Origin of the sequence: Roseisalinus antarcticus (genome assembly GCF_900172355.1) — a bacterium.
In the GTDB taxonomy this organism is placed as follows: domain Bacteria; phylum Pseudomonadota; class Alphaproteobacteria; order Rhodobacterales; family Rhodobacteraceae; genus Oceanicola; species Oceanicola antarcticus_A.
The window spans coordinates 214,272-239,073 of the sequence record NZ_FWFZ01000004.1 but is presented as its reverse complement, the minus strand read 5'-3'; the positions used below and the strand labels follow the sequence as shown (position 1 = coordinate 239,073).

Genomic DNA, 24,802 nt, shown 5'->3' with positions numbered 1-24,802 from the left:
TATGTTCACCCGGACATATCGCCCGTTCTCGGAGAGCCCATGACCTTGCAGACCGCCCGGGCCGCCATGCTCTCGGCAGGCCTGACCCTGTTTGGCGCCGGCGTGTCGGCCGCCGAGACGGTCACCGTCTTCGCCGCCGCCAGCCTCAAGACCGCGCTCGACGAGATCGTGGCGATGGTCGAGGCAGAGACCGGCACCTCGGTCTTGGTGTCCTATGCCGGATCCTCGGCGCTGGCGCGGCAGATCCAGCTGGGGGCGCCTGCCGACATCTTCCTGTCGGCCAACACCGCATGGATGGATGTTCTGGCCGATGAGGGCCTGCTAGAGGACGGAACGCGGCAGGACCTACTGGGCAACGCGCTTGTCCTGATCGCCCATGATCCCGGGGCCGCCCCTGCCAAGATCGGCCCCGCCTTCGACCTCGCGACGCGGCTGGGCGGCGGGCGTCTGGCGATGGCGCTGGTCGAGGCGGTGCCTGCCGGGATCTATGGCAAGGCCGCGCTGGAATGCCTCGGGCTCTGGGACGGCATCGCGGCATCCGTCGCACAGACCGACAATGCAAGGACCGCCCTCGCGCTCGTGGCAACCGGCGAGGCGCCCTACGGCATCGTCTATGCCACCGACGCGGCCGCCGAGCCCCGTGTCACCGTGGTCGGCACCTTTCCCGCGAACAGCCATCCTCCGATCATCTATCCGGTAGCGGACCTCACGACCCGAGACCTGCCCGAAGAGACCGCGTTCCTCGACGCCCTCCGCAGCCCCGCCGCCCGGCAGATCTTCGAGGCCCAGGGCTTTGTCCTGCTGGACGGCCCCGGGTGACGGGCTGGCTCGGCCCCCAGGAATGGCAGGCCGTCGCGCTGTCCCTGCGGGTCGCCCTGGTCGCGATGTTGATGACGTTGCCGCTGGCCGTCCTGGCGGCCCATGCGCTCGCGCGGTGGTCGTTTCCGGGCAAGCTGCTGGTCAACGGGCTGGTGCATCTGCCGCTGATCCTGCCGCCGGTGGTGACGGGCTACCTGTTGCTGCTGCTCTTTGGCACCCAGGGGCCGCTGGGGCGCCTGCTGGGCGAGCTCGGGATCGTCTTCGCCTTTCGCTGGACCGGCGCGGCGCTGGCGGCGGCCGTCATGGCCTTTCCGCTGATGGTCCGCGCCATCCGCCTGTCAATCGAGGCGGTCGATCCGAAGCTGGAAGAGGCCGCCTCGACCCTCGGCGCCTCCCGGCCCTGGATATTTGCGACCGTCACCCTGCCGCTGATCCTGCCCGGCCTGGTCGCGGGGGCGATACTGGGGTTCGCCAAGGCGATGGGGGAATTCGGCGCCACGATCACCTTCGTGTCGAACATCCCCGGACAGACCCAGACCCTGCCCTCGGCCATCTATACCTTCCTGCAGGTGCCGGGCGGAGAGGGCGCGGCCCTGCGGCTGGTGGCGATCTCGGTGGTGGTGTCCATGGCGGCGCTGTTGCTGTCCGAGGTCATCGGCCGCCGTGTGGCCGGGCGGGTGTCGGGCGCATGACGCTGTCGGTCACGCTCTCTCACGCCTTTCCGGGCTTCACCCTCGACGCGGCGTTCGAGGCGCCGGCGGGCATCACCGTCCTCTTCGGGCGGTCGGGGTCGGGCAAGACCACCGTGGCCAACGCGGTTGCGGGCCTGCTGCGGCCCGACGCGGGGCGCATCGCGCTGGACGATGTGGTGCTGTCGGATTCTGCCCGTGGCGTCTGGCTGCCGCCGCACAGGCGGCGGCTCGGCTACATCTTTCAGGAGGGGCGGCTGTTTCCGCACCTCACCGTGCGGCAGAACCTGACCTATGGCCGCCGCTTCGCCCCCCGGGGTCAGCGCAGCGATCGGGTCGGTCACGTGGTCGAGATGCTGGGGATCGGCCCCCTGCTCGACCGCCGCCCCGGTGCGCTGTCTGGCGGCGAGAAACAGCGCGTCGGGATCGGTCGGGCGCTGCTGGCCAGCCCCCGGTTGATCCTGGCCGACGAGCCCCTCGCCGCGCTGGACGACGCCCGCAAGGCCGAGGTGCTGCCCTATTTCGAACGCCTGCGCGACGAGGTCGCCGTGCCCATCCTCTATGTCAGCCATTCGGTGGCCGAGGTCGCGCGGCTCGCCACCAGTGTCGTGGTGCTGGAGGACGGGCAGGTCGTGCGGCACGGATCGGTGCGCGACGTGCTGGGCGATTCCTCTGTCACACCCCTGGGCGCCCGGGAGGCGGGCGCCTTGATCGAGGCGCGGGTCGTGGCTCATGCCGCCGACGGGCTGACCGAATTGAGGGCAGGCGACATTTCCCTGTTCCTGCCGCGAATTGCGCACCCGCCCGGCAGCGCCGTGCGTCTGCGGATCGCGGCCCATGACGTCACCCTGTCCACGGTGGCGCCGGTCGGTCAATCCGCGCTCAATATCCTCCCCGGTCACGTCACCGGCATCCGCCCGGGCGACGGGCCGGGGGCCATTGTCTCGCTCGACACCAGCGCGGGCACGATCCTGGCGCGCATCACCCGCCGCTCCGTCGCGACTCTCGGCCTGGACGCGGGGATGCCCTGCCACGCGATCGTCAAATCCGTGGCCATCGCGCCGCAGGACATCGGCCGCCAGCCCGGCGGGCCGACCTAGGATTTTCGCAGGGTGCTGGTCTCGCCCCCCGTGCTGGATTATCGTCCCGACGCCACGTCCCGCCGCGGCATTCCCAGGAGACCGGATGAAGACGCCTTTCGCCAACCTCTTTTCCCGCCGCGCGACCTTCGAGCCGCCGGCCCCGCGCGAAAAGATCCAGGTCATCGGCGACATCCACGGTTCGCTGAGGCAACTGGAGCGGCTGGGAGAGATGCTGGACCCCGGCGCCACCACCATCTTTGTCGGCGACTACGTCGACCGCGGCGAGGATTCCGCCACCGTGCTCAGGCGCCTGCACGAGGTCGAGGCCGACAGCCATGGCGCGATCCACTGCCTGATGGGCAATCACGAACGGATGATGCTCGACTTTCTGGCGGTGCCCGAGGACGCCGGGCGGTTCTGGCTGCGCAACGGCGGGCTCCAGACCCTTGCAAGCTTCGGCGTGGGCGGCGTCAACCAGACCACCACGGGTCCCGAGCTGGTCACCGCCCGCGACGCCCTGCAGCTGGCGGCGGGCAAGGCGCTGCTCGACTGGCTGACGGAGCGGCCGCTGATGTACAGCTCCGGCAATGTCACCGTCGTGCACGCCGGCGCCGACCCGCGCACCCCGATGTCAGAGCAACAGAGCAAGCATCTCTTGTGGGGGCACCCGAATTTCACACGGGTGCCGCGCCGGGACGGGATCTGGGTGGCCCATGGTCATACCATCATCCCCACGCCCGTCGCCGAGGCCGGGCGGATCTCGGTCGATACCGGGGCCTATGCCACCGGACGCCTGACCGCCGCCGTGATCGAGGAGAGCGGAGTCCAGTTCGTTTCGACCTGAGGTATGGATATACCGGGGGGCCCGCGAAAATGCTGCAACCGCGCCTCAGCTTTTCGGCGACCGGCCCCGGCGACCGGGCCAGCGACTGCGACTCGGGCGGTTGTCGGGGCCACGCCGATCGCTCCGGTTTGGCGCACCCGGCCGCCGGCCCCCCCCACTGGCCGGCACATTGCGGGGGTGGGCCGTCTTCGCCCGCGCGACGCCATCATTCCTGAAAGGTGTTTATTCTCAGCCACTTGCACCAGACAGAAGGGCAAATCGCGGACCGAGTCCCGTAGTTTACCGGCGGTCTTGCCGGAAGGCCAACGCCGGACATTCCACGACGGCGGAAGGACCTGAAGCTCCGAGCTGGCCAGCCACATTACCGGGCACTACGCTCATGATTTCGCCAAAAAAGCGGTCACCCGAGGACTCTGTTGCTTGAGTAAAGCTAAAAGTTAATTTAGAGATTGTGAGTGCCGTTGCGGCATCGCAGCAATCAATCCAGATCCAAGTCGTTAAGTGGTTTCGCCAGTTCGGTTTTCTTAAGCCTTTTTAGTTTGATAGGTGGGGTGAAGCCATGGCACACAAAGTTGCCAATTTCGACGATGCGTGTCGTGCGCCCACGGCGTACGGAACTTCCCGGTTTTATCGCCGCCATGGGAAGCGGTTTTTCGACATCTCACTGTCGATCTTTCTCCTTCCGCTGGCCCTGCTGATCTTGGCTGTTCTGGTCATCGCCGCCCGGTTCAGCGGCGGCAGACCGTTCTATTTCCAGGAGCGGATCGGTCGAAACGGGCGGGTTTTCCGCTGTTACAAGGTGCGCACCATGGTGCCGAACGCCGAGAACCTGATCCACGAGCTTTGCGAACATGATCCCGAGATCGCGGCGGAATGGGCCCGTGACCGCAAGCTCCGGAACGATCCCCGAATCACAAGACTCGGGCGCGTGCTGCGCAAGACCAGCCTCGATGAGCTGCCCCAGCTCTGGAACGTCTTGAAGGGCGACATGAGCCTGGTCGGCCCCCGGCCCGTCATCGCCGAGGAGCTCGTCTATTACGGAGCGGCTCAGGAAAGCTATCTCGCCGTCCGCCCCGGCGTGACGGGGTATTGGCAGGTGTCGGGGCGCAACGACGTCAGCTACGCCTCCCGCGTCCAGATGGACCGGGTCTATGTCCGGCGCCATTCGCTGGCCTTCGACCTCGCGATCCTGGTCAAGACGCTGGGCGTCGTCGTGAACCGCACCGGCAAGTGAACTGGTCAGAGCCCAATGCGACATCGACAGGCGAAGGCACATTGATGCCGTCGCCTTTGCTTTCGGCACCATAGGGGCGCATATCTGACAGCGTGATCGGGAAACTCGAGATGCTCATCGCGCTCGCGCGCGAACGCCACTTCGGCCGCGCCGCCGAAAGCCTCGGGCTGACCCAACCCACCCTTTCCACCGGCATCAAGCAACTCGAGGCACAGCTGGGCGTGAAGCTTGTCCAGCGCGGGTCGAGGTTTGGCGGGCTGACCCCCGAGGGCCAGCGGGCGCTTGTCCGGGCGCGGCAGATCGTCGGCGACGCCCGGCGCCTGCGCGACGAGATGCGCCACAGCCACGAGGGCCTCTCCGGCCACCTCCGTCTCGCGGTGATCCCCACGGCGCTGACCTGGGCCGCGCGGCTGGCGCATGAGTTCAACCGCCGGCATCCGAACATCGACTTCACCATCCTGTCGCGCCCCTCGGCCGAGATCCTGACGATGCTCGAGGATCTGGAGATCGACGCGGGGGTATCCTATCTCGACAACGAGCCGCTGGGGCGGGTGACCACGCGGCTGCTTTATCGGGAGACCTACGTTCTGGTCTGCGCCCCGGACCATCCGCTGGCCGACCGGCCCGGGATCGGCTGGGGCGATCTGGCAGAGACCCGGCTGTGCCTTCTGACCCCGGACATGCAGAATCGCCGGATCATCAACAGGCGCCTGATGGAGGCGGGGCTGGCCCCGCGCGTGCCGATCGTGTCGAACTCCACCGTCGTGCTGGTCAGCCACGTGGTCCGCGGGGGCTGGGCGACGATCCTGCCCGCGGGACTGGCCCGGTTCCTGGCGAAGGGTCACGACCTGCGGCTCGTGCCACTTGCCTCGGCGGATGACGGCCACGCCGTAGGCCTGGTGGCCACCCACCAGGAACCGCATACGCCGGTGCTGCAATCCCTGATGGAGGCGGCGCAGCAGCTGGCGGGCGACGAGGGCGAGTGATTGATTTTTTCGATTGTCTGACGGAAAAGCGATATTGATTTGCAATGCAATGACAGGCAGGGAGACGCGTGACTCGAACGGATTCCCCCATGCCCCACGCGCCAGACAGCTCTGACATCCGCGCACTCGTCGCGCCCTTCATGGCGCTAGAAGGGCCGCTTCTTCCAATCCTGCACGCGGTGCAGGCCGAATACGGGCATATCCCGGCCTCCGCCCTGCCAGTGATCGCCGATGCGCTGAACCTGACCGCCGCCGAAGTGCACGGCGTCGTGAGTTTCTACCATGATTTCCGCACGGCCCCGGCGGGGCGCCATGTGCTGCGGATCTGCCGTGCGGAGGCCTGCCAGGCCGTCGGCGGAACGGCCCTGTCCGCGCATCTTCTGGCGCGGCTCGGGGTCGACTGGCACGGCACCACCGCGGATGGTTCGGTCACGGTGGAGCCTGTCTATTGCCTCGGGCTTTGTGCCTGCGGGCCGGCGGTGATGGTCGACGACCGCGTGATCGGCCGGGTGGACGAGACCAGGGCCGATGCCATGCTGGCCGAGGTGGGGGCATGAAGGTCTATGTCTCCGGCGACAGCGCCGCCAAGGCGGTCGGCGCCGACGATGTCGCGAGCGCCCTTGCGACCGAGGCGGCAGCGCGGGGGCTCGAGATCGAGCTGATCCGGCCCGGAAGCCGCGGCATGGTCTGGCTGGAACCGTTGGTGGAGATCGACCGGGGCGCGGGGCGCGAGGCCTTCGGCCCGGTGACGCCCGCCGATGCGCCCGCCCTGCTGGACGGCTCCGCGCAGAGCCTCGGCCCGGTGGAGGCCATCCCGTTCTTTGCCCGCCAGACGCGGTTGACCTTTGCCCGCTGCGGCGTGATCGACCCGCTAGACCTCGGCGATTACGAGGCTCATGGCGGCCTGGCCGGGCTCCGTCGGGCGATCGCCATGACCGGGCAGGAGGTGGTGGACGAGGTCCGTACCTCCGGTCTGCGCGGGCGCGGCGGCGCGGGGTTTCCCACGGGGATCAAGTGGCAGACGGTCCACGACGCGCCCGGGGCGCAGAAATACATCGTGTGCAATGCCGACGAGGGCGACAGCGGCACCTTTGCCGACCGCATGATCATGGAGGGCGACCCCTTTACCCTGATCGAGGGCATGGTGATCGCCGGCCTCGCCACCGGGGCCAAGCGTGGCTATGTCTACCTGCGCTCGGAATATCCCGATGCCATCGCGGTTATGCGCCGGGCCGTCGAGATCGCCCGCGCTGGGGGGGTGCTGGGGCCGAGGGTGCTCGGGTCGGACCGGGGGTTCGAGATGGAGATCCGCGTCGGCGCCGGCGCCTATGTCTGCGGCGAGGAGACGTCCCTGCTCAATTCGCTCGAGGGCAAGCGCGGCGTCGTTCGGGCCAAGCCGCCGCTGCCCGCCCTCGAAGGGTTCCTGGGCCGGCCCACGGTGGTCAACAACGTGATCTCGCTGGCGACGGTGCCGGTGATCCTGGCGAAGGGGGCGGCGTTCTATGCGGATTTTGGCCTTGGCCGGTCTCGCGGGACGATCCCGGTGCAGATCGCGGGAAACGTGGCCCGGGGCGGGTTGTTCGAGACCGCTTTCGGCATGCCGCTGGGCGGGCTGGTCGACGAGATCGCGGGCGGCACCCGGAGCGGCCGCCCGGTGAAGGCGGTCCAGGTTGGCGGCCCGCTGGGGGCCTATTTCGCGCCGCACCAGTTCGACACGCCGTTCGGCTATGAGGAATTCGACGGTGCCGGGGGGCTGATCGGTCATGCCGGGATCGTCGTCTTCGACGACAGCGCCGACATGCTGGGGATGGCGCGGTTCGCGATGGAATTCTGCGCGGTGGAGAGCTGTGGCAAATGCACGCCATGCCGGATCGGCGCCGTGCGCGGGGTGGAAACCATCGACAGGATCGCCCGGGGCGATGCCGGCGCGGCGGAGCTTCTGACCGATCTTTGCGAGACCATGAAGGACGGGTCTCTTTGTGCGCTGGGGGGGTTCACGCCCTATCCTGTGATGTCGGCGTTGACATTGTTTCCCGAAGACTTTTCCCGGGCGCGGGAGGCGGCGGAATGATCCGGCGCCGCGGACCCGTGACATCGGGCGGAAGCGAGGGGCCAGCCCCTCGCGCTCCCCGGGATATTTTGAACCAGAAGAAGTTGGAGAGGGCGTGAGATGAAGGATTTCATCATCCCCGGGGACCGCGACATGGGAACGCCCGCGCGGGACGGGGCGCCGGTTGTCCTGACCATCGACGGGTTCGAGGTCACCGTGCCCGAGGGCATGTCGGTGATGCGCGCGGCCGCCGAGGCCGGGCTGGATATTCCGAAGCTTTGCGCATCGGACAATCTGGAGGCGTTCGGGTCCTGCCGGTTGTGCGTGGTCGAGATCGAGGGACGGCGGGGCACGCCGGCCTCCTGCACAACACCGGTGGCGGCGGGGATGGTGGTGCGCACCCAATCGCCCAAGGTGCAGAAGATCCGGCGCGGGGTGATGGAGCTTTATATCTCGGACCATCCGCTGGATTGCCTGACCTGTGCAGCCAACGGCGATTGCGAGTTGCAGGATATGGCCGGCGCCGTCGGGCTGCGGGACGTGCGCTATGCCCCCGGCGACAACCATTTCGAAACGCGGGCCGAGGCGGGCGGCGAGGCCAATCCCCTCTATGTGCCCAAGGACGACAGCAACCCCTATTTCACCTACGACCCGGCCAAGTGCATCGTCTGTTCGCGCTGTGTCCGGGCCTGCGAGGAGGTGCAGGGAACCTTCGCGCTGACGATTCAAGGACGGGGCTTTGACAGCCGCGTTTCGGCCGGGACGCCCGCGGACGATTTCCTGACCTCGGATTGCGTGTCCTGCGGCGCCTGCGTACAGGCCTGCCCGACCGCGACGTTGCAGGAGAAATCCGTGATCGAGCTGGGCACACCCACCCGAAGCGTCGTGACCACCTGCGCCTATTGCGGGGTCGGCTGTTCGTTCAAGGCGGAGCTGAACGGCGACCAGGTGGTGCGGATGACGCCCTACAAGCATGGCAAGGCAAACCGGGGGCATTCCTGCGTGAAGGGGCGGTTCGCCTATGGCTACGCCTCGCACAAGGATCGCATCCTGAACCCGATGATCCGCGACAAGATCACCGACCCCTGGCGCGAGGTGTCCTGGGACGAGGCGCTGGGCTTTGCCGCAAGCCGGCTGCGCGGCCTGCAGGAGACCTACGGGCAGAGGAGCATCGGGGTCATCACCTCGAGCCGTTGCACCAACGAGGAGACGTTCCTCGTGCAGAAGCTCGCCCGCGCGGTCTTTGGCAACAACAACACCGATACCTGTGCGCGGGTCTGCCATTCGCCCACCGGCTACGGGCTGGGCCAGACCTTCGGCACCAGCGCAGGGACGCAGGATTTTGACTCGGTCGAGCATACGGATGTCGTCATCGTCATCGGCGCGAACCCGACCGACGGGCACCCGGTCTTTGCCTCGCGCCTGAAGAAGCGGCTGCGGGCCGGCGCGAAGCTGATCGTCATCGACCCGCGGCGGATCGACCTTGTACGGTCGGCCCATGTCGAGGCGGCCCATCACCTGCCCCTGCGGCCGGGCACCAACGTGGCCGTGGTCACGGCGCTGGCCCATGTGATCGTCACCGAAGGGCTGATGGACGAGGCCTATATCCGCGAGCGCTGCGACTGGGACGAGTTCCAGGATTACGCCGCCTTCGTGTCGGACCCGCGCCACGCGCCGGAAGCGACCGAGATGCTGACCGGCGTCCCGGCCGAGGAGCTGCGCGCCGCCGCGCGGCTGTTCGCGACCGGGGGCAACGGGGCGATCTATTACGGGCTGGGGGTCACCGAGCATTCGCAGGGCTCCACCACCGTCATGTCGATCGCGAACCTCGCCATGCTCACGGGCAATGTCGGGCGCAAGGGCGTGGGCGTGAACCCGCTGCGCGGTCAGAACAACGTGCAGGGCTCCTGCGACATGGGCTCTTTCCCCCATGAACTGCCGGGCTATCGCCATGTGAAGGGCGCCGAGGTGCGCGATGTCTTCAGGCAGGCGTGGGGGGTGGAGATCGACCCGGAACCCGGGCTGCGCATCAACAACATGCTGGACGCGGCGGTGGACGGGACGTTCAAGGGCCTCTACTGTCAGGGCGAGGACATCCTGCAATCGGACCCCGACACCAAGCATGTGGCGGCCGGCCTGGCGGCGATGGAATGCGTCATCGTCCACGACCTGTTCCTGAACGAGACGGCGAACTACGCCCATGTCTTCCTGCCGGGCTCGACGTTCCTTGAAAAGGACGGGACCTTCACCAATGCCGAGCGCCGGATCAACCGGGTGCGGCGGGTGATGGCGCCCCGCAACGGCTTTGCCGACTGGGAGGTGACGCAGCACCTGGCCAATGCGATGGGCGCGGGCTGGACCTATACCCACCCAGCCCAGATCATGGCCGAGATCGCGGCGACCACGCCCTCCTTCGCCGGTGTCAGTTATGAGCTGCTGGAAGAGAAGGGGTCCGTCCAGTGGCCCTGCAACGCGGCCAATCCCGAGGGCACCCCGTTGATGCATGTCGACGGGTTCGTGCGCGGCAAGGGCCGGTTCATCGTCACGGAATACGTGGCCACGGATGAAAAGACCGGCCCCCGCTTTCCGCTGCTGCTGACGACCGGGCGCATCCTGTCGCAATACAACGTGGGCGCGCAGACCCGGCGGACCGGGAATACGGTCTGGCATGCGGAGGATCTGCTGGAGATCCACCCCCACGACGCCGAGAACCGGGGCATCGGGGATGGCGACTGGGTGCGTCTTGCCTCCCGCTCCGGAGAGACGACGCTGCGGGCGACCGTGACGGACCGTGTGTCACCCGGTGTGGTTTATACCACATTCCATCATCCTGAAACGCAGGCCAACGTCATTACAACGGATTATTCCGACTGGGCCACGAACTGCCCGGAATACAAGGTCACCGCGGTCCAGGTCGCGCCCTCGAACGGCCCCAGTGACTGGCAAGAGAATTATTCGCAGATGGCGGATCGCGCCCGGCGCATCCTGCCCGCCGCCGAATGACCGTCAGCCCGACCCGAAGTGCCACGGGCCTGTCGGTGCAGCGCGACGGGGTCCGCAATGTGACCCGGACCCTGCCGGAGGAAAGCCCGGTGGCCATGGTCTATGACGGCTCCACCCAGGCGGTGATGATGGCGACCCCGGCGGATATCGTCGATTTCGCCATCGGCTTCACGCTGACGGAGGGCTTCGCGCCCCTGTCCGAGATCGGCGAGGTCGAGGTCGTCGAACACCCCGACGGCATCGAGGCACGGCTCTGGCTGCCAGAGCATCGCCGCGCGGCGCTTGCCGGGCGTCGGCGCTACATGGCCGGTCCGGTCGGCTGTGGCCTCTGCGGCATCGACAGCCTCGAGGCCGCGATACGGGACCTGCCCGCCGTGCCGGAGGGGCCCGAATTCGACGCCGCCGAGATCGCGGGGGCGACGGACACGCTTCGATCCTCTCAGCCGTTGCATGACCGAACCCGCTCGGTGCATGCTGCGGGCTTCTTGCAACCGGGCGTCGGAATCGTCCTCGCCCGCGAAGATGTCGGGCGCCACAACGCGCTGGACAAGCTGGTCGGGGCCATGGCGCGGGCGGGGCTCGAACCGGCGACGGGCGCCATCGTCCTGACCTCTCGCGTCTCGGTCGAGATGGTGCAGAAGACCGCGATGGCCGGCTGTCCGGTTCTTGTCGCCGTTTCGGCGCCCACGGCCCATGCCCTGCGCCTCGCCGAGGGGGCGGGGCTGACGCTCGCCGCCTTCGCCGGCGGCGGCGGGTTCGACCTTTACGCCCATCCTCGCCGCATCAAGACCGGAGCCGCCGATGTCGCCTGACAAGATGGTCCGCATGGCCAACCAGATTGCCACCTTCTTCGAGACGCAGCCCGGCGCCGACGGCGCGGAAAAGGTGGCCGCGCATATCAACGACTTCTGGGATCCGCGGATGCGCCAGCAATTGCTGGATCATGCCGCCACGGGGGGCGGCGGGCTCTCGCCCCTGGTCCGCGCCGCCATCGCCCATATCCACGCGCCGGCCGCCTGACCGCGCGGGCGGCGCCTGCCGCGACCGCCGCCGCGCTAGACGGGGCGCCGGGGCCGCGCCATAACGGCGGGACCACAGCGGGGACCACCATGCCCAAGATCGACATTCTGAACGGCCCGAACCTCAACCTGCTCGGCCAGCGCCAGCCCGAGATCTACGGGCACGAAAAGCTCGACGATGTGGCGCGGGACTGCACCGCGCTCGGGGCCGAGCTGGGGCTGGAGACCCTGCTGCGCCAGTCCAACCACGAGGGAGAGCTTGTGGAATGGATCCAGGAGGCGCGGCAGGCCAGCGCCGGGATCATCCTGAATGCCGGGGCCTACACGCACACCTCCATTGCCATACTCGATGCGCTGAACACGTTCGATGGCCCGGTGATCGAGCTTCACATCTCGAACGTCCATGCGCGCGAGGGCTTTCGCCACCATTCCTACATCTCGGCCCGCGCCACCGGCGTGATCGCGGGCTTCGGGACCGAGGGGTACCTGCTGGCGCTGCGCCGGATGGCGACGCTGGTGCTCTGACGCCCGCGGGCGGCGGCGCCTAGTCCTTCGGGTGGTCGTCGTATTCGTCGGTCAGGATCCGGTGCCGGTCGCCCTCGGGGTCGTCGTATTGCCGCTCGCGCAGCGTCCACCAGAACGACAGAAGCCCCAGCAGGCCGAGGCCCAGCGAAACCGGGATCAGGATCGCCAGAACATTCATATCCGCGTCCTCAGCGCGTTGAGCGATACGACGATGGACGAGGTGGACATGGCGATGGCCGCCCCCAGCGGCGTCGCCAGCCCGGCAAAGGCCACCGGGATCGCGATCGCATTGTAGAGCCCGGCCACCGCGAAATTCTCGAGGATGCGCCGCCTTGCCACCCGGCCCACGCGCAGCGCATCGGCGACCCGGCCGAGGTCGGGCGACACCAGCACCACGTCCGCAGCCACTCGGGCCGCCTCCAGCGCAGAGGCCGGCGCGATGGAGACATGGGCCATGGCAAGCGCCCCGACATCGTTGAGCCCGTCGCCGACCATCAGCACCTTGCGCCCCTCGGCCGACAGCCGTTCAAGCACGCGGGCCTTGTCCTCGGGCAGCATCTCTGCCTGCCAATCGTCGATGCCCAGATCGCGGGCGAGGGCGCGGACCGGCCCCTCGGCATCGCCGGACAACAGCATGACGGGCAGGTCGAGGGCCGACAGGAGAGCCTTGGCCCCGGGGCGCAATCTGTCGCGGAACTCCAGCGCCACAGGCGGCGCCCCTTCTATCGCGATCATCGTCCCGGAGCCCTGCGCCCCGACCCACCCCGCGCGGCCAAGCCGGACCCTGCGGCCCTCCCAAAAGCCCTCGACGCCATGGCCGGGAACCTCGGTCACCTCCGTCAGCCGGATGTCCGGAAGATCCAGTGGCTGCGCGGCGGCGGCGATGGCCCGCGACCTGGGGTGGTCCGATCCCTGCGCGAGGGCGACGGCCGCGGCCATGGCCTCGCGCGGCAGCGCCTCGGGCGCGGCCAGCACGGGGTCGCCGAGGGTCAGGGTGCCGGTCTTGTCGAAGACGACGCAATCCACCTCGGCCAGCCGTTCCAGGGCGGTGCCGTGTTTGACGAGCAAACCGCGCCGGAACAGCAGCCCCGATGCCACGGTCGACACCGCCGGCACGGCAAGGCCCAGCGCACAGGGGCAGGTGATGATCAGCAGCGCCACCGCGACCTGCAGCGCGACCCGCACGTCGCCGGCGATCCCGAGCCAGACAACGAAACCGGCAAGCGCCAGCAGATGCACGGCCGGCGCGTAAAGACGCGCGGCCCGGTCGGCCAGTGTGCTGTAGCGGGATTTCGCCTCTTCGGCGACCGACACCAGGTCGGCAAGCGCATGCAGGACGGTATCCTCGCCCACGGCCTCTGCCCGCAGGGTCAGGACGCCGGTCAGGTTCACCTCGCCGGCCCGCAGCGCCGCGCCCGGCGCCACCGCGACCGGGTCGGTCTCGCCGGTCAGGAAGGCCCGGTCGATCTCGCTCGCCCCGTCGGTCACGACACCGTCCACCGGCACGCGGGCGCCGGGGCGCAGGATCAGCAGGTCGCCCACGGCCACCTCGGCGACCCGCACGCCCTCGGGGCCCGCCTCGCCGATCCGCAGGGCCACGGGCACTTCGAGCGCGGCCAGTTCCGCCGCCGCCGACCGGGCCACGCCGCGCATCCTCTGGTCAAGATAGCGCCCCGCAAGCAGGAAGAAGGTCAGCGAGAGCGCGGCATCGAAATAGGCGTGATCGCCGTGGTTTGCTGTCTCATAGACGGACATGCCGACCGCCAGCAGGATCGCCAGAGAGATCGGCACATCCATGTTGAGCCGCCCGCCCCGCAGCGCCCCCAGACCGGAGCGAAAGAACGGCTGCCCGGCGAAGGCGACCGTCGGAATGGCGATGGCCGCGCTGATCCAGTGGAACAGATCCCGCGTCGCATCGGCGGCCCCCGACCAGACGGCAACCGACAGCAGCATCACGTTCATCATCGCGAAGCCCGCCACGCCGAGCCGCATCAGCAGCTCTCGCGCGGCGCGGTCGCTTTCGCCCGAGCTCAGCGTCGCGCTGTCCAGCGGCTGCGCCTCGAACCCCAGACGCGCCAGGTGTGAGACGAGCTGGGCCGTCTCGACATCCGCGTCGACCCGCACCGTCGCGCGCTTGCGCGTCAGGTTGACCCGGACATCCCGGACCCCGGACAGATCCATCAGCCCCCGTTCGACGCCCGAGATGCACGAGGCGCAATGAATGCCGGGCAACGACAGCTGCACCTCTTCCCCGCCCTCGGCCCGCGCCTTGCGGGCGGTCCGGGCGATCTGCGGCGCCATGAGGCAGCCCGGACAGGCCGCCGGGCCGGGCTGTTCGGCATAGGCCATCAGGGATGCTCCACGATCACCCGCTGGCGAAAGACCGTGCCATTTCCGGCCACGGCCTCAAGTCGCAGGTTCCAGTTGCCCGGGCCAGCCTCGACCGGGGCCCGCAGCACGGTACCGTCGAAGACGAAGGCGGGGACCTGGTCGTCGCGCACGCTCGTCGCGCGGCCGAAAGTGCCGCTGACGCTGACCGGGTTCACCGGCTGCCCGGCGGCATCCGAGATCGAAAGGAGCAGGTCGCTGCCCTCGACCCGGGCCGAGACGTCCCAGCCCAAAGCCTCTTGCGCGGCGCGGTCGACGTCGAAGGTCTGCGACGCGACGTAGGAGTTCTTGACCTCCAGCCCCGGAAAGGTCCGTAGCGCCTGGGTCGCCATCAGCACGTTGACGGCGATGATGATGCCGAAGGCGCCGGCCATACCTAGGAAAACGTGTTTTCCGGTTATCTCCATCTCAGCTTTCCGATCCGTTGAAGTGGCTGTCCTGATAGGCCCGGTCCCCGTTGGTCAGGTCCGTGACCCAGAAGCGAAAGTCCGTGCGCGGGTCCGCGGCCTGTTCCGACCCCGCGGGCGCAGTGACATAGACCCGTTGCAGATGTGTGCTGTTGGCGGCGACGGGCACTGTCTCATACGGGGTGCCTTCGAGATCGGCGAACAGCATCGGATCCCCGTCGATGGTGATCCGGAAGGGGCGTTCCTCACCTTGCTTGTTGCGCAGGCGGATCTCGTAGGCGTTTCGCACGGACCCGTCCGACAGCGTGACGAAGGTGGGATTGCGCACCGCGGCGACCGTCAGCTCGATGTCCGAGCGGATGAACAGCGCGAAGACCAGCCCGATCCCCACGATCGACCACAGCGCGGTATAGACCATGGTACGCGGCCGGAAGACGTGCCGCCAGATCTGCTTGGGATGACCGCCCGCGCGCTCCTCGGTCTCGTCGGAGAGCGCGAAATAGTCGATCAGGCCGCGCGGCTTGCCGACCTTGGCCATCACGTCGTCGCAGGCGTCGATGCACAGGCCGCAGGTGATGCATTCCATCTGCTGGCCGTTGCGGATGTCGATGCCCATCGGGCAGACGTTGACGCAGGCGTTGCAATCGATGCAATCGCCCAGCGCCTCGGCCCCGGCGGCCTTGCGGTGCTTGCCCCGCGGCTCTCCGCGCCAGTCGCGATAGCCGATGGTGATCGTGTCCTCGTCCATCATCGCGGCCTGGATCCGGGGCCAGGGACAGGCATAGATGCAGACCTGCTCTCGGGCGATGCCGCCCATGAAGACGGTGGTGAAGGTGAGGATGGCCATGGTGGTATAGGCCACCGCGGGGGCCTGCCCGGTCACCAGGTCCCGCGCAAGCGTCGGCGCGTCGGCAAAGTAGAACACCCATGCCCCGCCCGTCGCGAGCCCGATCACCGCCCAGACGGCAAACTTGGTCAGCCTCAAGCGCAGCTTGCGGAGGGTCCACTTCTGCTTCCAGAGCCGGACGCGGGCGTTTCGATCCCCCTCGATCCAGCGTTCCGTCAGGATGAACAGGTCGGTCCAGACCGTCTGCGGGCAGGTATAGCCGCACCACACCCGTCCCAGCGCCGAGGTGAACAGAAACAGGCCCAGCCCGGCCATCACCAGCAGACCGGCGACGAAATAGAATTCGTGCGGCCAGATCTCGATCCAGAAGAAGTAGAAACGCCGGCCCGCGAGGTCCAGCAGCACCGCCTGGTCGGGCAGTTCCGGGCCGCGGTCCCAGCGAATCCAGGGCAGAATGTAATAGATCCCAAGGGTGACAGCCATGATCCACCACTTCGTGCGGCGGAAGAAGCCGCTGACGCGCCTGGGAAAGACCGGTTCGCGGGAGGCGTAAAGTTTCGGGGCCTCAGACTGACTCATGGATTCGGGTGTCCTGCATGAAACATGTAACTGCCATCGTTCTTTAGAAGCGCGCGTCGCAGCAGTCCTTGATTCAGGTCAAGTCGCCCACCGCACGTGCCGATTGGCGCCTTCCCGATGGCCCGACCGACCGCCCCCCTCTGGACGGGATCGCAGCGCGTCCGGGCAGTTCGCAGCGCCCGCGGCCAGGATGGCCCGGTGGCAGGACCGCAGGGCGGGCCCTGCAAGATCGCTGCCCCTGAAAGATAAAGGCCGGGGACGGCGAGCCCGCCCCCGGCGTTGAAGATGGCCGGCGGCCGGTCGGTGTCGCCACAAGCCGCTACCAGATCGCGGCCCTATTGACCGCCGCCCAACTGGTGGACATAGGCCGCCACCGCGTTGATCTCGGCCTCGGTCAAACCGGGCATGCGCCATTCCTCGGACCAGGCGGGCATCACGCCGGCGCGGCCGTTCATCAGCGTCTCGTGGATCGCCTCTTCGGAGCCGCCATAGAGCCAGATCGCGTCCGACAGTCTCGGTGCACCGGTCATCTCGCCATCCGGATAGACGACCTCGGGGTCCTCGTAGGAGCGGGTCGCGGCAAGGCTGCCCTCGCCGTTCTCGCCGTGGCACGAGGCGCAATTGTCGAGGTACACCGTCTCGCCCGCCGCGGCGAGCTCGGCGTCATGCTCCTGCCCCGAAATGGCCAGGACGTGGTTGATGACCTGGTCCATCTCTTCGGGCGACAGGATGTCGGCGAAGGATTGCATCATGCCGCCATAGCCACGCGCATCGGGCGAATCCTCGTTGCGGATGCCGTTGGCGACGGTCCAGGCGATCTCGTCGATCCGGCCGCCCCAGATCCAGGCGTCGTCGATCAGGTTCGGAAAGCCCTTGGCCCCCGCCGCGCCGGAACCGTGACATTGCGAGCAATTGGCCCGGAACAGGGCCGCCCCGCCGTTGACAGCGAACTGGTGCAACGTCTCGTCCTCGGCGATCGTCGCGAGATCGGCCGAGGCAAGCTGCGACATCAACTCGGCGTTCTGCGCCTCGACGGCGGCGATGTCCTCGGCCACGTTCGCTCGGGTGGAATACCCCAGCACCCCGGCCGTCGCCCGGTTGATCATCGGCCAGGCCGGGTAGGCGATGGTATAGCCGACGCCCCAGACGATCGTCGCGTAGAAGATCCACAGCCACCATTTCGGAAGCGGGTTGTCGAACTCCTTGATCCCGTCCCATTCGTGCCCGGTCGTGTCGGGCGCCTTTTCCTTTTCGCTCATTTCAGAGCCTCCGTGAAATCAAAGCCCTTGCAGGCGCACTCCTGGCAGCGCCCCGAGCAATCGCCGGCGGGCTTGTCCTCGTGGCGAAACGGAACCTGGGCCGCATCGTCGTGCAATTCCCGGCTGCCCGGGCGCCAGGCCCAGAGGCCGGCCCCAAGGAACACCGCGAACATCATCAGCAAGACCCAGCTGTCCGCGATTTCGCGCAAGATGTGATAGTCCATGACGCTCTCCTCAGCGGCTGGCGTCGGGCGTGAAGGTCGAGAAATCGACCAGCGTGCCGAGCATTTGCAGATAGGCGATCAGGGCATCCATCTCGGAAATCCCCGGTGCGCCGTCGAAGTTGCGCACCTGGGCCCCCGGGTAGCGTTCGACCAGCCCGTCCCAATCCCCGAAGGGATCGGTCTGCACGCTGAAATCGGCCCATGCCACGTCGATCATCTCGTCAGTATAGGGCACGCCGACGGCGCGGTGGGCGCTCAGCAGGTCCTCGACATACTGGCCGTCGATCAGCCGGTCGGCCAGAAAGCCGTACTTGGGCATGACCGATTCCGGCACCACGGCCTGCGGATCGGTCAGGTGCAGCACGTGCCACTCGTCCGAGTAGCGCCCGCCGACCCGCGCCAGGTCGGGGCCCGTCCGCTTGGACCCCCACTGGAACGGGTGATCGTACATCGACTCGGCGGCGAGCGAATAGTGCCCGTAGCGTTCGACCTCGTCCCGCATGGGACGGATCATCTGGCTGTGGCAGACATAGCACCCCTCGCGGATGTAGATCTCGCGCCCGGTGAGCTCGAGCGGGGAGTAGGGGCGCACGCCCTCCACTTCCTCGATCGTGTTCTCCAGGTAGAACAGCGGGGCGATCTCGACGATCCCGCCCACCGTCACGACGGCAAGGCTGAGCCCGAGTAGCAGGGTCGCATTGCGCTCGATCTTGCCGTGATGCCGGAAGAACCAACTATGGTGCGGCAGCTCGTTGGGGACCTTGCCGTCGCCCAGCTGATCGACCTTGGGATCCTTGTCGGGATCGGTGAGTTTTTCGTTTTCGGTCATATCTCGCCCCCTTTCATTCGGCGGCGATGGCTGAAGCCGGCGCCGACTCTCTGGTCGGGCTGCGGCGGACAGTCATCCATAGGTTGTAGCACATGATCAGCGCACCGGCGAGAAACATGACCCCGCCCAGACCCCGCACGACATACATCGGGAACTTCGCGGCCACGGTGTCGGCGAAGGAGTTGACCAGGAACCCCTGGGCGTCGACCTCGCGCCACATCAGGCCTTCCATGATGCCGGTGACCCACATCGACGCGGCGTAGAGGACGATCCCGATCGTGGCGAGCCAGAAGTGCCAGCTCACGAGGGTCAGGGAATACAGCCGCTCGCGGTTCCACAGCTTGGGTGTCAGGAAGTAGAGCGCGGCGAAGGTGATCATCCCGTTCCAGCCCAGCGCACCGGAGTGCACGTGGCCGATGGTCCAGTCGGTGTAGTGCGACAGCGAGTTGACCGCACGGATCGACATCATCGGGCCCTCGAACGTGGACATGCCGTAGAAGCCGATGGAGATCACCATCATCCGGATGATCGGGTCGGTGCGGATCTTGTCCCAGGCGCCCTGCAGCGTCATCAGGCCGTTGATCATGCCGCCCCAGCTGGGCATCCACAGCACGATCGAGAACACCATGCCCAGGGTCGAGGCCCAGTCGGGCAGCGCGGTGTAGTGCAGGTGGTGCGGACCGGCCCAGATATACAGGAAGATCAGCGCCCAGAAGTGGATGATGCTGAGCTTGTAGCTGAAAACGGGGCGCTCGGCCTGCTTCGGGACGAAGTAGTACATCATCCCCAGGAAGCCGGCGGTCAGAAAGAAGCCCACCGCGTTGTGGCCGTACCACCATTGCGTCATCGCATCCTGCACCCCGGCGAACAGCTGCACCGAGCGCGAGCCGAAGATGCTGACCGGCAGCGACAGATTGTTCACGACATGCAGCATCGCGACGGTCACGATGAAGGCGAGGAAGAACCAGTTGGCCACGTAGATATGCGGCTCCTTGCGTTTGATCAGCGTGCCGAGGAAGATCAGCAGGTAGACCACCCAGACGATCGTCAGCCACAGGTCGACGTACCATTCGGGCTCGGCGTATTCCTTGGACTGGGTCGCGCCCAGAAGGTAGCCGGTCGCGGCCAGCACGATGAACAGGTTGTAGCCCCAGAACACGAACCAGGCCGCGTTTCCGCCCCATAGCCGCGCCGCGGTGGTCCGCTGCACGATGTAGAACGACGTGCAGATCAGCGCGTTGCCGCCAAAGGCGAAGATGACCGCCGAGGTGTGCAGCGGCCGCAGCCGTCCGAAGTTGGCGTATCCCTGCGCCCACTCGAAGTTCAGCGCCGGAAACGCCAGCTGGAAGGCGATGAACGTCCCCACCAGAAAGCCGGTGATGCCCCAGAAGGCGGTTGCGATGACGCCCGCGCGGATAACGTCATCCTGGTACCCCACGGGCGCGGGCGGTTTTTCGTCGCCCATCGTCCGAACGGTCCAGATGAACATCCCCGCGGCCACGGCGAATACGATCAGGGCATGGATCTGGTACGCCAGATCCCGGGCCCAATTCGCGGCCAAAGCTGCGAACAGGGCAACGATGCCCAGGATCGCAATCTTGATCCAATCCCACATTATCAGTGTTCCCTCGTTCTGCCCGTTGCATTTCGGCACGGGCTTCCTAAGGGGCCGGTGTGTCAAAGGGCGGCTCTCGATACCTTGATCTGCGTCAAACCAATTGACCGAAGGCTTCGGTAGTCTCCGAGAAACGCTGGCGCGGCAAGACTGCCGCCCAAGGATCGGGCAAAAAGGGAACCAGACCGATGGCTATCAAGTCTATCGCGACCGTCGTGACTGACATCGAAACGGACGGCGACATGCTCAAGGCGTCGTTTTCACTGGCGTATGCGCTGGACGCCCATCTCGACATCTACTGCCTGAGCGTGGACACGGCCCGCTACGGCGCCTTGCCGGCCGGGTCGATGGGTGTCGTGATCGAAACCGACATCGCCGCGACGCAGGAACGGGCCAGTGACCTCGCCGCCTGGGCCGAGAAGGCGACCCCCGCGGGCAGTTACAAGGTGACGGTCGAGCCGCTGATCCTGCCGAGCATGGGGCTCGACAACGGTCTGAGCCGGCTTCTCCGATTCGCCGATCTTGCGATCGCGCCGCGACCCTATGGCGAGGCGGGCGGGATGCTTCAGGTGCAGGTGCTCGAATCGGCGCTGTTTCAGCGCGGCGTGCCCTGCCTCGTGTTGCCGCCGGGACAGAAGAGCTTTGCCCCGCCGTCGCGGATCACGCTGGCCTGGGACGACAGCACTGAAAGCCTGGCCGCCGTGCGCCAGGCGATGCCGTTCCTCAAGAGCGCCGACCTGGTCAACGTCGTGATGATCGACCCGCCGCGCAACATGCCCGACCGGTCCGATCCGGGCGGCATGATCGGCACCATGCTGGCCCGCCACGGCGTGCATTGCGAGATTTCGGTGGTGTCGCAGACCATGCCCCGCGTCGCCGACACGCTGATGCGGTTCTGTGCCGAGCATGAATGCCAGGCGGTGGTGATGGGCGCCTACAACCATTCCCGCATCCGCGAGGCGATCGTCGGCGGCCCGACCCGCGACATGCTGCAGGAGGCCGACGTGCCTCTGCTCATGGCGCACTAGGTCCGGAGGGGAACAGATGCTGCGGGGGGTTCCGGCACCAGAGGAGCGGTCAGGCCACGACACCGCCGTCCACATCGTCGCCGGTCTCTTCCAGCAGACGCTGCATGTCCGGGACCTCGATCCGGCGCTTGCCTTGCAGGACGATGATGCCCTCGCGCTTAAGTGCGCTGATCTGGCGGCTGACGGTTTCCAGGGTCAGGCCAAGGTAATCGGCCATGGCCTCGCGCGTCAGGGGAAGCTCCACCATGACGGCGCCGGACTGCTTGACCAGCCCGATGGACATCTCGCGCCGCGCCACGATGGCCAGCAGGCTGGCGATCTTTTCCCGGGCCGTCTTGCGCCCGAGGATCAGCATCCATTCGCGGGCCGCGTCGAGTTCGTCGAGGGTCATGTCCAGCAACCGCTCGCCGATATGGGGCGTGCTCATCATCATCCCCTCGAACGGCTTGCGGCGGAAGCAGCAGAGCGTGACCTCGCTGACCGCCGTCACGTCGTAGGGCGAGGTGGTCCGGCCCGGACGGCCGATGAAATCGGACGACAGAAGCAGCCCGACCATCTGGGTGCGCCCGTCTTCCATGGTCTGACTCAGGGTCGCCGCGCCCTTCACCACCGAGGCCACGAACGGCATCTCGTCACCCGCCCAGCAGATCATGTGGCCGACGTCGAAGGTTCTGTAATACTTGATCTGCTCAAGCTGCGCCAGTTCATCCGCATCGCAGCGCGCACAGACGGCGCTGTAGCGGATAGGGCAGCTGTCGCACGACTGGACGGCCGCAATCTTGGTCATTCCACTCGACTCCAAAGGTTTCCGTCGGAAGCTACCCGAAAACAGCGCATCTCGAAAGAGCACAGATGACAACTCTCGCCCCTCTCCGCAAGCTTGGTCTACTTGACGCGCGGGTCCCGCGCTACACAAGCTACCCGCCCGCCAACCACTTCAGCCCGGCGGTGGATGCCGCCACGGTCGCCGGCTGGATGTCCTCCATTGCCCCCGGAAGCCGCATCTCCATCTATGTGCATGTGCCCTATTGCCGGACCCTGTGCTGGTTCTGCGCCTGCCGCACCCAGGGCACCGCCACCAACAAGCCGCTTGCGCCATACCTTGCATTGCTGAAAGCCGAGTTGAAAAAAGTTTCCGAAACTCTCCCCAAGGATGTAGTGATCGGCAACATCCACCTCGGCGGCGGCACTCCGACGATCCTGCCGGTGGATCTGCTGACGGACCTCTGCGAGACGCTGAAGGACCTGCGGCCCTGGGCACCGGACGCCGAGTTCTCGGTCGAGATCGACCCGACCGAAATCCACCAGGCTCGAATCGACGTTCTGGCCCGGTACGGCATGACCCGCGCCTCGATCGGCATCCAGGATTTTGACGAGGTCGTGCAGCAAGCGATCGGCCGGATCCAGCCCTATGAGCTGACCCGCAATGTCGTCGACATGCTGCGGGCGGCGGGTGTGCGGTCGTTGAATGTGGATGCGCTCTACGGTCTGCCCTACCAGACCTGCGCCCGCCTTGCCGCCTCGATCCAGCGGATCCTCAGCCTGGCGCCCGACCGGGTCGCCCTGTTCGGCTATGCCCATGTGCCGTGGATGGCCAAGCGGCAGGTGATGATCCCCGCCGACGCCCTGCCCGATGCCGAAGAACGGCTCGACCTGTTCGACACGGCGCGGCGGCTGCTGACCTGGGACGGGTTCCGTTCCATCGGCATCGACCATTTCGCGCTGGAGGGCGACAGCCTGTCCGACGCGGCCCGGACCCGCACCCTGCGGCGGAATTTCCAGGGCTATACCGACGACCAGTCCGATGTGCTGATCGGCATCGGCGCCTCGGCGATTTCCCAGTATCCGCAGGGCTATGCCCAGAACATCTCGACCTCGTCGCGCTACGCCCAGGCGGTGGCGGGCGGAGAGCTGGCGACCGAGCGCGGCCATGCCTTCAGCGACGACGATCGGCTGCGGCGGCGGATGATCGAAAGCCTGATGTGCGATTACGCGCTGAACCTCGATGCACTGTCGGCGGATTTCGACACGCCGAAAAGCCGGCTGATGTCGATGACGGCGGATCTGCGCGACAGGTTTGCCGAATATCTCGACGTCACCGACGGGGCGATCCGCCTGACCCGGAACGCCGCGCTGATCGCGCGCATGGCCGCCCATGAGCTCGACGCCTACCAGATGCCCGAGGGCCGGCACTCCCGCGCCCTCTAGGATCCGCCGCCCGGTCTTCGCCTCCGTCGGCCGTTTCGGCGGCCGCCACCCTCCCGGGCGCCCCTTTCCATTGCGCCCGCCTTGCCGTATCAGGCGCCAAACGCAGATCGGGAGCCAGTCAGATGGGCTATAAAGTCGCTGTTGTCGGCGCCACGGGCAACGTGGGCCGGGAAATGCTCAACATCCTTGCCGAGCGGGAGTTTCCCGTGGACGAGATCGTGGCGCTTGCGTCGCGCCGGTCCCTCGGGACCGAGCTGAGCTTCGGCGACAAGACCCTCAAGACCAGGGACCTCGACACGTTCGATTTCACCGGCTGGGACATGGCGCTCTTTGCAGTGGGCTCGGACGCGACCAAGATCTATGCGCCAAAGGCCGCCAAGGCCGGCTGCGTGGTGATCGACAACTCTTCTCTCTATCGCTACGACCCGGACGTGCCGCTGATCGTGCCCGAAGTGAACGCCGACGCGATCCAGGGCTATGCCAAGAAGAACATCATCGCGAACCCGAACTGTTCGACCGCGCAGATGGTCGTGGCGCTCAAGCCGCTGCACGACCGGGCGCGGGTCAAGCGCGTGGTCGTATCGACCTACCAGTCCGTCTCGGGCTCGGGCAAGGAAGGCATCGACGAGCTGTGGAACCAGACCAAGGGCGTCTATGTCCCCGGCCAGGAGGTCGCGCCGTCGAAATACCCCAAACAGATCGCCTTCAACGTCATTCCCCACATCGACGTCTTCATGGAAGACGGTCAGACCAAGGAAGAGTGGAAGATGGTCGCCGAAACCAAGAAGATCGTGGACCCCGCGATCAAGGTCACGGCCACCTGCGTCCGCGTTCCGGTCTTCGTGGGCCATGCCGAGGCGATCAACATCGAGTTCGAGGATTTTCTCGACGAGGACGAGGCCCGCGACATCCTGCGCGAGTCGCCAGGCTGCATGGTCGTCGACAAGCGCGAGGACGGCGGCTATGTCACGCCCGTCGAATGCGTCGGTGATTTCGCGACATTCATCAGCCGGATCCGCCAGGATTCGACCATCGAGAACGGGCTGAACATCTGGGTCGTCTCGGACAACCTGCGCAAGGGTGCTGCGTTGAACGCCGTCCAGATTGCCGAGTTGCTGGGAAGCCGCGTCCTCAAGAAGGGCTGACCGCCCGGGGAACGCAACGCTC

Annotated in this window: 24 protein-coding genes; 15 read left to right on the top strand and 9 right to left on the bottom strand. The window is 67.0% G+C overall.

Annotation, left to right across the window (positions count from 1 at the left end; all coding sequences use genetic code 11):
* The first annotated feature begins 39 nt into the window (after nt 1-39).
* From modA to aroQ, 12 genes are all read left to right on the top strand, one after another.
* Nucleotides 40-819 carry a molybdate ABC transporter substrate-binding protein gene (gene modA / locus ROA7023_RS06190; RefSeq protein WP_085878143.1) on the top strand — a complete coding sequence of 260 codons (780 nt, stop codon included), beginning with the start codon at nt 40-42 and terminating at the stop codon, nt 817-819.
* Nucleotides 816-1,511: a molybdate ABC transporter permease subunit gene (gene modB / locus ROA7023_RS06185; protein ID WP_085878142.1), complete on the top strand. Its 696-nt coding sequence runs from the start codon at nt 816-818 to the stop codon at nt 1,509-1,511. The genes modA and modB overlap by 4 nt, the downstream gene beginning before the upstream one ends.
* Nucleotides 1,508-2,608 carry a molybdenum ABC transporter ATP-binding protein gene (modC, locus tag ROA7023_RS06180; RefSeq protein ID WP_085878141.1) on the top strand — a complete coding sequence of 367 codons (1,101 nt, stop codon included), beginning with the start codon at nt 1,508-1,510 and terminating at the stop codon, nt 2,606-2,608. Before modB ends, modC begins: the two co-directional genes overlap by 4 nt.
* Nucleotides 2,609-2,693: 85 nt before the next feature.
* Complete coding sequence (locus tag ROA7023_RS06175) at nt 2,694-3,434, top strand: metallophosphoesterase (protein WP_085878140.1); 741 nt, start codon at nt 2,694-2,696, stop codon at nt 3,432-3,434.
* A 559-nt stretch (nt 3,435-3,993) separates the two neighbouring features.
* The gene (locus ROA7023_RS06170; RefSeq protein ID WP_085878139.1) at nt 3,994-4,668 is read left to right on the top strand and encodes a sugar transferase; all 675 of its coding nucleotides are present in this window, start codon (nt 3,994-3,996) and stop codon (nt 4,666-4,668) included.
* 92 nt (nt 4,669-4,760) lie between these two features.
* Complete coding sequence (locus ROA7023_RS06165) at nt 4,761-5,654, top strand: LysR family transcriptional regulator (RefSeq protein ID WP_085878138.1); 894 nt, start codon at nt 4,761-4,763, stop codon at nt 5,652-5,654.
* A gap of 89 nt (nt 5,655-5,743) precedes the next feature.
* A complete protein-coding gene (locus ROA7023_RS06160; protein ID WP_085878137.1) occupies nt 5,744-6,211 on the top strand; it encodes a formate dehydrogenase subunit gamma in 468 nt (155 codons plus the stop codon).
* Nucleotides 6,208-7,725, top strand: coding sequence for a formate dehydrogenase beta subunit (locus ROA7023_RS06155; protein ID WP_085878136.1), 1,518 nt, complete (start codon nt 6,208-6,210; stop codon nt 7,723-7,725). Before ROA7023_RS06160 ends, ROA7023_RS06155 begins: the two co-directional genes overlap by 4 nt.
* Nucleotides 7,726-7,824: 99 nt before the next feature.
* The gene (gene fdhF, locus ROA7023_RS06150) at nt 7,825-10,707 is read left to right on the top strand and encodes a formate dehydrogenase subunit alpha (protein WP_085878135.1); all 2,883 of its coding nucleotides are present in this window, start codon (nt 7,825-7,827) and stop codon (nt 10,705-10,707) included.
* Nucleotides 10,704-11,519 carry a formate dehydrogenase accessory sulfurtransferase FdhD gene (gene fdhD, locus ROA7023_RS06145; protein ID WP_085878134.1) on the top strand — a complete coding sequence of 272 codons (816 nt, stop codon included), beginning with the start codon at nt 10,704-10,706 and terminating at the stop codon, nt 11,517-11,519. Before fdhF ends, fdhD begins: the two co-directional genes overlap by 4 nt.
* Entirely contained in the window at nt 11,509-11,727 is a 219-nt protein-coding gene (locus tag ROA7023_RS06140) for a formate dehydrogenase subunit delta (RefSeq protein ID WP_085878133.1), read from the top strand. The genes fdhD and ROA7023_RS06140 overlap by 11 nt, the downstream gene beginning before the upstream one ends.
* Before the next feature lie 89 nt (nt 11,728-11,816).
* On the top strand, nt 11,817-12,251 hold the full coding sequence (aroQ, locus tag ROA7023_RS06135; protein ID WP_085878132.1) for a type II 3-dehydroquinate dehydratase: 435 nt from the start codon (nt 11,817-11,819) through the stop codon (nt 12,249-12,251).
* Nucleotides 12,252-12,270: 19 nt separating this feature from the next.
* Here aroQ and ccoS read toward each other — a convergent pair whose 3' ends face one another.
* From ccoS to ccoN, 8 genes are all read right to left on the bottom strand, one after another.
* Entirely contained in the window at nt 12,271-12,429 is a 159-nt protein-coding gene (gene ccoS, locus ROA7023_RS06130; RefSeq protein ID WP_085878131.1) for a cbb3-type cytochrome oxidase assembly protein CcoS, read from the bottom strand.
* Nucleotides 12,426-14,600, bottom strand: a complete 2,175-nt coding sequence (locus ROA7023_RS06125) for a heavy metal translocating P-type ATPase (RefSeq protein WP_085878130.1) — start codon at nt 14,598-14,600, stop codon at nt 12,426-12,428. The genes ccoS and ROA7023_RS06125 overlap by 4 nt, the downstream gene beginning before the upstream one ends.
* On the bottom strand, nt 14,600-15,046 hold the full coding sequence (locus tag ROA7023_RS06120; RefSeq protein ID WP_085878129.1) for a FixH family protein: 447 nt from the start codon (nt 15,044-15,046) through the stop codon (nt 14,600-14,602). Before ROA7023_RS06120 ends, ROA7023_RS06125 begins: the two co-directional genes overlap by 1 nt.
* A gap of 1 nt (nt 15,047) precedes the next feature.
* On the bottom strand, nt 15,048-16,472 hold the full coding sequence (gene ccoG, locus ROA7023_RS06115; RefSeq protein WP_085878128.1) for a cytochrome c oxidase accessory protein CcoG: 1,425 nt from the start codon (nt 16,470-16,472) through the stop codon (nt 15,048-15,050).
* Between the two features lie 335 nt (nt 16,473-16,807).
* On the bottom strand, nt 16,808-17,731 hold the full coding sequence (ccoP, locus tag ROA7023_RS06110) for a cytochrome-c oxidase, cbb3-type subunit III (protein ID WP_085878127.1): 924 nt from the start codon (nt 17,729-17,731) through the stop codon (nt 16,808-16,810).
* Entirely contained in the window at nt 17,728-17,955 is a 228-nt protein-coding gene (locus ROA7023_RS06105; protein WP_085878126.1) for a cbb3-type cytochrome oxidase subunit 3, read from the bottom strand. The genes ccoP and ROA7023_RS06105 overlap by 4 nt, the downstream gene beginning before the upstream one ends.
* Before the next feature lie 10 nt (nt 17,956-17,965).
* Complete coding sequence (ccoO, locus tag ROA7023_RS06100; protein ID WP_085878125.1) at nt 17,966-18,784, bottom strand: cytochrome-c oxidase, cbb3-type subunit II; 819 nt, start codon at nt 18,782-18,784, stop codon at nt 17,966-17,968.
* 13 nt (nt 18,785-18,797) lie between these two features.
* A complete protein-coding gene (gene ccoN / locus ROA7023_RS06095; RefSeq protein ID WP_085878124.1) occupies nt 18,798-20,399 on the bottom strand; it encodes a cytochrome-c oxidase, cbb3-type subunit I in 1,602 nt (533 codons plus the stop codon).
* A 188-nt stretch (nt 20,400-20,587) separates the two neighbouring features.
* Here ccoN and ROA7023_RS06090 point away from each other — a divergent pair, with 188 nt between their 5' ends.
* On the top strand, nt 20,588-21,427 hold the full coding sequence (locus ROA7023_RS06090; RefSeq protein ID WP_085878123.1) for a universal stress protein: 840 nt from the start codon (nt 20,588-20,590) through the stop codon (nt 21,425-21,427).
* A 49-nt stretch (nt 21,428-21,476) separates the two neighbouring features.
* Here ROA7023_RS06090 and fnrL read toward each other — a convergent pair whose 3' ends face one another.
* Nucleotides 21,477-22,214: a transcriptional regulator FnrL gene (gene fnrL / locus ROA7023_RS06085; RefSeq protein WP_085878122.1), complete on the bottom strand. Its 738-nt coding sequence runs from the start codon at nt 22,212-22,214 to the stop codon at nt 21,477-21,479.
* 65 nt (nt 22,215-22,279) lie between these two features.
* Between fnrL and hemN the strand changes: the two genes are divergently transcribed.
* Nucleotides 22,280-23,635: an oxygen-independent coproporphyrinogen III oxidase gene (gene hemN, locus ROA7023_RS06080; RefSeq protein WP_085878121.1), complete on the top strand. Its 1,356-nt coding sequence runs from the start codon at nt 22,280-22,282 to the stop codon at nt 23,633-23,635.
* A gap of 122 nt (nt 23,636-23,757) precedes the next feature.
* Entirely contained in the window at nt 23,758-24,780 is a 1,023-nt protein-coding gene (locus ROA7023_RS06075) for an aspartate-semialdehyde dehydrogenase (protein ID WP_085878120.1), read from the top strand.
* The last annotated feature ends 22 nt before the right edge of the window (nt 24,781-24,802 follow it).